Source organism: Marinifilum sp. D714 (assembly GCF_030851345.1).
Taxonomy (GTDB): domain Bacteria; phylum Bacteroidota; class Bacteroidia; order Bacteroidales; family Marinifilaceae; genus Marinifilum.
This window is the reverse complement of the sequence record NZ_JALPNU010000002.1, coordinates 416,803-425,859: the sequence shown is the minus strand read 5'-3', so window position 1 is coordinate 425,859 and position 9,057 is coordinate 416,803. Positions and strand designations below refer to the sequence as shown.

The 9,057-nt window shown below is 34.1% G+C and carries 5 protein-coding genes; all 5 read right to left on the bottom strand.

Annotated features, from left to right (window positions below):
• Nucleotides 1-780 (bottom strand): hypothetical protein (locus tag M0051_RS03610; protein WP_306740177.1); only part of this gene is annotated, 780 nt, incomplete at its 3' end.
• Nucleotides 781-1,012: 232 nt separating this feature from the next.
• The gene (locus M0051_RS03605) at nucleotides 1,013-3,565 is read right to left on the bottom strand and encodes an NACHT domain-containing NTPase (RefSeq protein WP_306740176.1); all 2,553 of its coding nucleotides are present in this window, start codon (nucleotides 3,563-3,565) and stop codon (nucleotides 1,013-1,015) included.
• A gap of 121 nt (nucleotides 3,566-3,686) precedes the next feature.
• Entirely contained in the window at nucleotides 3,687-4,454 is a 768-nt protein-coding gene (locus M0051_RS03600; RefSeq protein ID WP_306740175.1) for a LytTR family DNA-binding domain-containing protein, read from the bottom strand.
• Between the two features lie 93 nt (nucleotides 4,455-4,547).
• Nucleotides 4,548-6,665, bottom strand: a complete 2,118-nt coding sequence (locus M0051_RS03595; protein ID WP_306740174.1) for a S9 family peptidase — start codon at nucleotides 6,663-6,665, stop codon at nucleotides 4,548-4,550.
• Between the two features lie 97 nt (nucleotides 6,666-6,762).
• The gene (gene recQ / locus M0051_RS03590) at nucleotides 6,763-8,877 is read right to left on the bottom strand and encodes a DNA helicase RecQ (protein WP_306740173.1); all 2,115 of its coding nucleotides are present in this window, start codon (nucleotides 8,875-8,877) and stop codon (nucleotides 6,763-6,765) included.
• Nucleotides 8,878-9,057: the final 180 nt, after the last annotated feature.

The following is a 9,057-nucleotide window of genomic DNA, read 5'->3' as shown; positions in this document are numbered from 1 at the left end:
TGCATATTTCTCATCCAGAGCTTTCTTCTCTGCTGCCAGGCGCGCTGCTTCATCAGCTTGTCTTTGCTGTTCTGCCAACAAATCATCAATCTTTGTAATCTGTGACTTTGGATATTGTTCTTGTGCCTTAACAGCTAAAGCTTCATTGTAAGCCATTTTGGCTTCTTCATATTTCTTTCCCCTAAAATTAATATCACCCTTTTGAATGGCTGCCTTATATGCTTTTTCTTTTGCCAAACGCTGTGCTTCCAATTCTGCAGCTCGTCTTCTTGCTTCCTCCTCAGCTTTTCGTATTGCATCACGGATCTGAGAATCGTAATCCCTATCATAATCGAAATCATCCAATTCTTTGTCATACATGATCATTCCCATGGGTTGATTAAATATAGACAAATCAAGACCTTCGTATGCAGGAAAGAGTGATACCGAAAATTTAAATGGAGGAAACTGACTATCTCTGCTCAATACGTCTTCGGGAACAAATGTTGAAATACTAACTCTCTTGGTTACAAAACCTTCCTTCGAGAATTCGAACATATAATCATGTCCAAAATCCATTTCATAATTGAATTTACCATTGTTGGGAATGGATTTAGCCTCTAATTTATTTGCATTTTTATAAATTGTCAAAAATGTATTATCAATACTCCCATTTTCAATTTTCACCTTTCCGGTTACTGAATATTTCTCTTGTGCAGAAATAGAAAAATGAAAGAAAACCAGAAAAATGACAGCACACAATTTATTTATAAACTGCAGATTATATCGAGAAAAATTCATATTCGTGGATCATTTAAGAATACGTTAAAACTAATTCATGTTTTCAACGTTTTATTCATGTACTTATTATTCCTGATTTAAAAGTAGTTCCCATTTATTCATTAGGTAACCTTTCCTAAATCACAATAATCGTAAAGTTATAATTTTGAAGCGGAATTGAAATATAATAAACAAAATAAAGCTGTTTGCCTAAACAAACAGCTTTAAAATCAAAGTGAATTTGTGAAAAGTATTATACTAATAATGCTTCAAAGGTATAGCTAGAAGCATATTTTTTTAATAAACGTGTTTCTTCTGAGATACAAATTTGTTCTTTGGTCTTTTCAGTTATGCCATTGTAAAAACGTGCCATTTTTCTGTAAAGACTTGCTGTACATGAATGAAATTTTGCAAATTCGCTTAACTCAATTGCCTTGTTAAAAAATTCCTCAACTTTTTGAACTTTGTTCTTTTCCCGATAACAGGTACTCAAAAATGAATTATAATATATTTGAAGGTAGTAATTTTGAGATGAGTTAACTTCACTTTTACTGTCTAACAAATAGTCAATTTGTTCTTTGTTCATAGTCATTCCCAATGAATACTGTGCAAAAATCTTATAACATTGTAACAGCTTATAATTCGAAGACCAAGTTTTATCTCCTTCATTTTTATACAAATGTTCTGCATCATCAACCAACTGCAAAACCTTATGGTATGATTCCATATATGTTAATGCCATACACAGAATTAATTCAAACTCTCCGTCAATTGCACTATTTACTTCTGCATATTTTAAATAAGCCATTTCTCTATAGTAGAATAACTTTAGAAGCTCAATGTCATCGGTTTTATTACCGATAAAATGGTTGTACATTAAAACTGCTGCTAATCGTATTGCAATTGTAAAACCTGAACAGCTTGTATCTGCTTCTTCCTGTGCCAATTCATTGTAATAAGCCGTTGCTTTATCTGATTCATAACTAAATATTGCAGACATCAACAACAAACTCAGAGATCTAATTCTTAAATTTTTTGTAGCACCATTTTTTGCAAAAATTTCCAAAACTTCCTTCGATTGATCTTTAATATTTAAAGTATCAGAAAATGCTTTGGAAAATATTTTCTCTGACTTCTTATTTTCAGCTAAATGTTGAATTAATTCGTACTTGTATTTCTCCGTATAAATTGAAGAGTTAAAGATGGTTTCTAATACACATGGAGCAGAAATGGTATCATCACTTAGCTCAAACAGATTTTTTAATTCCATATGTTTACCACTCAAAAATGCGGATTCCAACAAATAAGAAATCAATCTGTTTTTCAACTCGTAACCATGATAATCTTTATCAACTTTTTTAATAAGTTCAAAGTTCAATTCTCCATTCTTCTCAATAAGACTTATGCCAATTAATGTTTCAAATAGCACCTCATTGGTAATCTTTACATATTTGCAATAGTTGTTCTTTTTATTGGTAGAGATGTATTCTGTGATAATTCCAAAAGATAATAGTTCCTGATAGGCAGCATAGTAATCTCCTGCTGTTTTTAAATGAATTGGATATCTTTCTCTAAGTTCTAGTTTTTTTGCTGAAGTTCCTTCCTTACCATGATTTATTAAATCAAGAATAGAAAACAAAATATCAATTTTTTCTTCCGAATAGCGAGAGTAATAAACCTTATTTTTGATGTACTCACGCATCAATTCATATCCTTTATTTAGTTTATGAATGTTGTTGGGTGAAAATAGTTTGATAAACAATTCAAGAAAAAATGGATTAGAAATCACCTTTTTTTGTAGGTATGTTAAATCATCAACGCTAACATTCGGTGCATATTGAAGATTTAAAGTCTTTTCAAAAACTCTTTGTATCTCTTTATGACTTAAAGGTGGTATGTTTGCCTCATTTATTTTTTCCGATTCATCATTTAAATCATACCAGCAATCCTTTAAAGCGTTTGATTGAAAAACAAATGGCATTGCAAATTTTTGCCATGTTGTATTTCTTGATGTCAAAATCAGCTTAACTTTACCAGAATCCTTAAAATTTAAAATAAACTGCTTGAGCTGCAAGAATACCCTCTCCAACTTGAAATTATCATACGTAATTTCATCCAATGCGTCAATCACAAAAATAATTCTACTCTCGCAAGCTTCCGGATGTTCAAGAAAATATTTTAGAGAATCCTTCTGGGTAAACTTAAGCTGATCCTGCAACCAATCTTCCAGTTTAAAATCTGCATTCAAAAAGCTGATCATCATGGATGCATTCAAAAACAGGATTACATCATCGTTTTTCTTATTAAGCCATTTTCTTTCAAACCACTTGGCAATCATGGTTGACTTTCCGAACCCACCTGGAGCGATAAATGCCAAGGCACTATTGGCTGATTTCAAAAACTTTTCTATTCTCTGCTCTGCTTCTTTTCTCGGAGTTACCGCTTTAAAAGGAATTCCCGATTGACCAGAGATGTATTTGTATGTATCCTTGCTAAAAGAAATTGCTTTGTTATAAAAATCGGACCAGTTTTCTTTTGGTGCAACTTCTTCTTTAGGTTGATATTCCCAAAAGTTACAGAAATGCTCCCAACTTTGGTAACCTAGATAACTAGATAAAATATTTAGTGTGTACTTTGCAGGTGTAGTAGTGCTTTTTAAAAAACCGAATAATCTTCTAATTGTAGTAGTACTGATTCTGCTACCTGTTTCTTCACAAATTGTATCTGCTAAAAATTTGCAATCTTTGGTATAAACCAAATCTTCACCAAATTTTTTTAGAATTTCAGATTTTAGCTGTTCAATCATAGTAGTGGTTCTTCAATTTCACAGTGAAAATACAGAAGAAAAAAAGCCTTTTCAATGTATAATTCGCCACTACGTCATACGAATTTCCGAATACGTAATTTGAGTTTGTGAATGCGTATCTCTATTTTTTAGAATCAGGTAAAAAATCTGCTATATTCTTTAATCTTTTTAGGAACTCAGCTTTTCTGCCTTCCGATATCTCAATTTCCTCTTTATTTTCGAGCACCACTTTTCCTCCTCTTCCTTTTACGTAATGGTCAACAAAATTTAAGTTGATTAAATGCTTGTTGTGTACTCTACAAAAAATATCTGAAGGAAGTAATTCTTCGAAATTAGATAATGCTTTTGAAACCATAATCGATTCCTCATCTAAAAAATAAAAATGAGTATAACTACCATCGGCTCTGCAATAAACAATTTTTTCGATCTCAACTACTTTTAAGCCATTAGAAGTTGGCAATACAATCTTTTTATTCTGATTATTCAAACTATCAAACAATACCTGAATCTTTTCATTCAAATCCAAATCTTTATGATTTTCCTTATAGCGTTCAACCGCAGCTTGTAATTCTATGTAATTAATTGGTTTTAATAGATAGTGTAAAGCCGAAAATTGAAAAGCTTTTATTGCATAATCATTAAAAGCGGTTGTGAATACTACTTCGAAATCACGACTTTTGACCTTTTGTAACACTTCAAATCCATCCCCATCGGGCATAGAGATATCCAAAAAAACCAAATCTGGATTCAATTCATCTATTGATTCAACTCCTGATTTTACATTATGTGCAAACCCAACAATTTCAATCCCAGTGCAATATTTTTCAAGCAATTTATGAAGAGTTGCCTGACTCTTCATCTCATCATCAATAATTAAGGTTCGAATCATAAGCGTAATTGTTTTTTTATAGTCAGAATCGAATTTTAAATATACAAAAAAAGCGCCCGAAACGAGCGCCTTTCATTAACATTCTTGTTTTTTTTATTCATTAATTCCTATCTGATCTAAAACAAAAGCGTATTCTAGAGCTACTTCTTTTAATCTTTCAAATCTACCCGACGCTCCTCCATGTCCGAAGTCCATATTGGTTTTTAGCAACAATAGATTATCATCAGTTTTCATATCTCGAAGTTTAGCTACCCATTTGGCTGGTTCCCAATACTGCACTTGCGAATCATGCAAGCCGGTTGTTACCAACAAAGCAGGATATTTTTGTGCCTTTACATTATCGTAAGGCGAATAGGATAGCATGTAATCGTAATATTCTTTATTCTTAGGATTTCCCCATTCATCGAATTCTCCTGTAGTTAGAGGAATAGATTCATCCAACATGGTAGTTACTACATCAACAAATGGAACAGCAGCTATTACGCCTCTATACAATTCTGGTTTCATATTCACAATTGCACCCATCAGCAAACCTCCAGCACTTCCTCCCCAGGCAAATACTTTATCTTTTGCTGCATATCCTTCTGCAACCATATGCTCTGCACAAGAATTAAAATCGGTAAATGTATTTTTCTTTTTCAATAGCTTACCATCTTCATACCAGTATCGTCCCATTTCTTGACCGCCACGAACATGAGCCGTTGCAACCACAAAACCTCTGTCCAGCAGACTTAAGCGAACCGAACTGAAGTAAACATCCGAACTTGATCCATAGGAACCATAAGCGGACAACCAAAGTGGATTCTTCCCTTTTTGAAACTTGTCTTTTCGATACACCAAAGAAATTGGCACCTTTGTTCCATCTTCTGCGGTTGCCCATAAGCGTTTTGCTTCATAGTTATCTTTATTAAAACCTCCAAGAACCTCTTGTTGTTTCATAATTGTTTTCTCTTTAGTTCCCATATTGTAATCTATGGTGGAACTAGGCGTAGTTAGTGAGGTATATCCATAACGCAATACATCTGATTCAAATTCCGGATTAGCAGAAATCCAAGCATTGTAGGTTTCCTCACCAAAATCAAGATAGTGTTCCTCACCGGTTTCCCAATTATGTATACGCAATTGGTTTAATCCATTCTTACGTTCACCAACCACAAGGTAGTTTTGGAAAATTTCAAAGTTACTTAGGAAAACATCATCTCTATTTGGAATCATTTCAATCCAATTCTCCTTTGTTGTTTTATTTACAGGAGTTTTCATCATACGGAAATTCTTCGCCTGGTAATTCGTTCTGATATAAAAATGATCTTTATAATGAGCAATTCCATATTCCAAATCTCTTTCTCGAGGCTGAATTACCTTAAATTCACTATTTGGTTTACTTGCATCAATATATCTGTATTCTGAAGAGACGGTACTACTTACTCCAATCATGATATATTTTCTTGATTTGGTTTTATAGCAAAAAGTATAGAAAGTATTATCCTTCTCTTCATAAACCAATTCATCTTTCTTCGACGAAGTTCCCAATACATGTTTGTAAACTTTATATGGCAAGAGTGTTTCAGGGTGTTTAACCGTATAAAAAACGGTTTTATTATCGCTAGCCCAGGTGATTCCACCTGTTGTATTTGCAATTTCATCGTTATAAACTTTATCATCCACCAAGCTCTTAAACTTTATTGTGTATTTTCTTCGGCTTAAAGTATCTTCTGAATAGGCTAAAATTTTATTATCCTCGCTTACCGAATAACTACCAATACTATAATAGCTATATCCTTTAGCCATTTCTGGTACATTTAACATGATTTGCTCCTCAGTATCTAATTCTCCTTCCTTTCTGCAATACAAAGGATACTCTGCATCACCTTCGGTTCTGCTATAGTAGTAATATCCGTTTGATTTTGCAGGAACTGATTCATCCGTCTTTTTAATGCGAGCTACCATTTCATCGAAAAGTTTCGTTTGAAACTCTTCCGTATGTTTCATCACTGCATCAGTATAATTGTTTTCCGCAGTCAAGTAATTGATAACTGCCGAATCTTCACGCTGGTTTAACCAGTAATAATTATCGATTCTGGTATGGTCGTGAATTTTTAGTTCTTTAGGGATTTTTTGAGCAACCGGAGGATCTGGCAAATTAACTTTCTGGTTGCATGCCGACATAAACATAGCCATTATAGCAATGCTTAAAATTGATCTTGTTTTCATGTTTAGTTAAAATTTAAAGGTACAGGTTAATTAGACTGAACCCTAAATTTAACAAAAACATTTCAATGATCAATAATTATTTTCTAATAACACAAGATTATGAAGAAGTTACTTTGAGATATGAAATGGCCAATCGTATTTTGTAATACTCTATTTCCTCGCCCATATACATGTACAATTCCTTGATATTTTCGGTATAATTTAGTGAACGAAATGCATTTTCAATTTGTTCCAATTCACGTGAACTGAAGAATTCATACAAATCGATATCAGCTCCCTTTTCATACAAAGAGGCCAAATGAGAGTATATCGTAACCGGATTTACTTTTCGGATACTTGCAATTTCATCCACCGAAAAACCTTGCTTGTAATATTCGTAGGTTTTGTAAAATGATTCTCCGCTTTTTTTGGCTTCACGATTCTTGGTCTGCTGAAAATTTAAAATTTCATTAATAAACAACTCTCCATAAAGCTGATATTTACGAACTCCAACTCCCGAAATCAATTTCATCTCGAATTCGCTGGTTGGCTTATCCTGAGTCATTTCGTGCAATGTGGCATCCGAGAAAATCAAATATGGCGGAATATTCTCATCCCTAGAAATTTGTAATCGCAGTTTACGAAGAGCCTCAAATAAACCTTCCCGATCAATCTGCTTGCTTGTCTTTTTCTCAATTGGTTTAATCATAGGTTCCGATTTCATTGAAGCCAAATGAACCAATTTCACCACTCTCTCTCCAAAAAGTACTTCTTTCGCTTGCTCTGTTAATCGCAAAGCATTGCCACGATCATAAGCAACAGTTATATATCCAAGATTTAATAGTTGTAGTAGATATTGCTGCCAATCCTGATGTGCAATGTCTTTTCCTGCTCCATAGGTTTTGATCTGATTATATCCTTTGCTAATAATATCCTGACGTGAAGAACCTCTCAAAACATCAATTAAAGTGCCTGCTGCAACTTGCTCTTTTAAACGAACTACTGCTGAAAAGGCCTTTTGCGCAATTATGGTTCCATCAAACAATTGAGGTGGATTTTTACAAACATCGCAATTGCCACAGTCCTCTTCCAAGTGCTCTCCAAAATAACTCAACAGAATTTTTCGTCGACAGATTTGAGCATCGCAAAACTGCTGAATACGTTCCAATTTGGCATGCGAAACCTCTTTAAGCTTCGATTCATCTATAAACTTACGATGCACAATTACATCCGAAAAGCTATAGAATAGAAGTGTATCTGCTTTTAATCCATCACGTCCAGCACGACCAATTTCCTGATAGTAGGACTCTATATTTCGAGGCAAATTATAATGAATTACCCAACGAACATTTGATTTATCGATTCCCATCCCAAATGCTATGGTCGCACAAATAATAGGCACTTCATCATTAATAAAATCCTCCTGTCGTTTGGCACGCTCATCTGCTGACAGCCCTGCATGATAATAAGCTGCATTTACGCCTGCATTTCGCAATTTTTCGGCCAAGCCTTCCGTAGCTTTCCTGCTTAGGCAATAAACAATACCTGATTGATGTGGCCGCTGACGAAGAAACCCCAATATAGATTTGAACTTATCTCGCCCTGGAGCAACTGTTAAACTCAAATTTGGTCTGTCAAAAGAGGAAATAAATCGTTCAGGATCTGATAGGTTCAATTGCGAAACAATATCCTTCTGCGTCAAGTTATCTGCTGTAGCTGTAAGAGCAACAATGGGCACATGGGGAAATTGTTTTTTCAGATAGGCCATTTTTGTATACTCGGGACGAAAATCATGTCCCCAAACCGAAATACAGTGAGCCTCATCAACAGCAAACAAATTTACTTTAAGCTGTAACATCAAATAATAGAAATCCTGGCTCACCAGTTTTTCCGGAGATACATAAAGCAATTTTATTTTCCCTGCTACTAAATTTTCTATGATTTCTGCCTGCTGATTAGTAGTTTGCGAACTATTCAGATAATCTGCAGAAACACCATTTGAACGTAATCCTTCAACCTGATCTTTCATTAAAGCAATCAGAGGTGAAACCACAATGGTGACTCCCTCCATGATAATGGCAGGAATCTGATAGCAAATTGACTTTCCACCCCCTGTTGGCATAATCACCAAAGCATCGTTCCCTTGCAAAACAGAATTGATTACCTTCTCTTGCAATGGACGAAATTTATCGTATCCGAAATATTTTTTTAATGCGTTTGATGCTGCTGACATGCCGTAATTTTAATTGGGATGACAAAGCTAGTACAAATCAGTTGAAGAATAAAGAAGAATTTATCAACAAGCCTTAATTTGAACTGTTCTATCAACTTAAAATATAACTAAAATCAGCATGATTTTGCAACATATTAAAGCTCCTAAAAACCTGATAAAGATCATATAAAAAAACTGTCT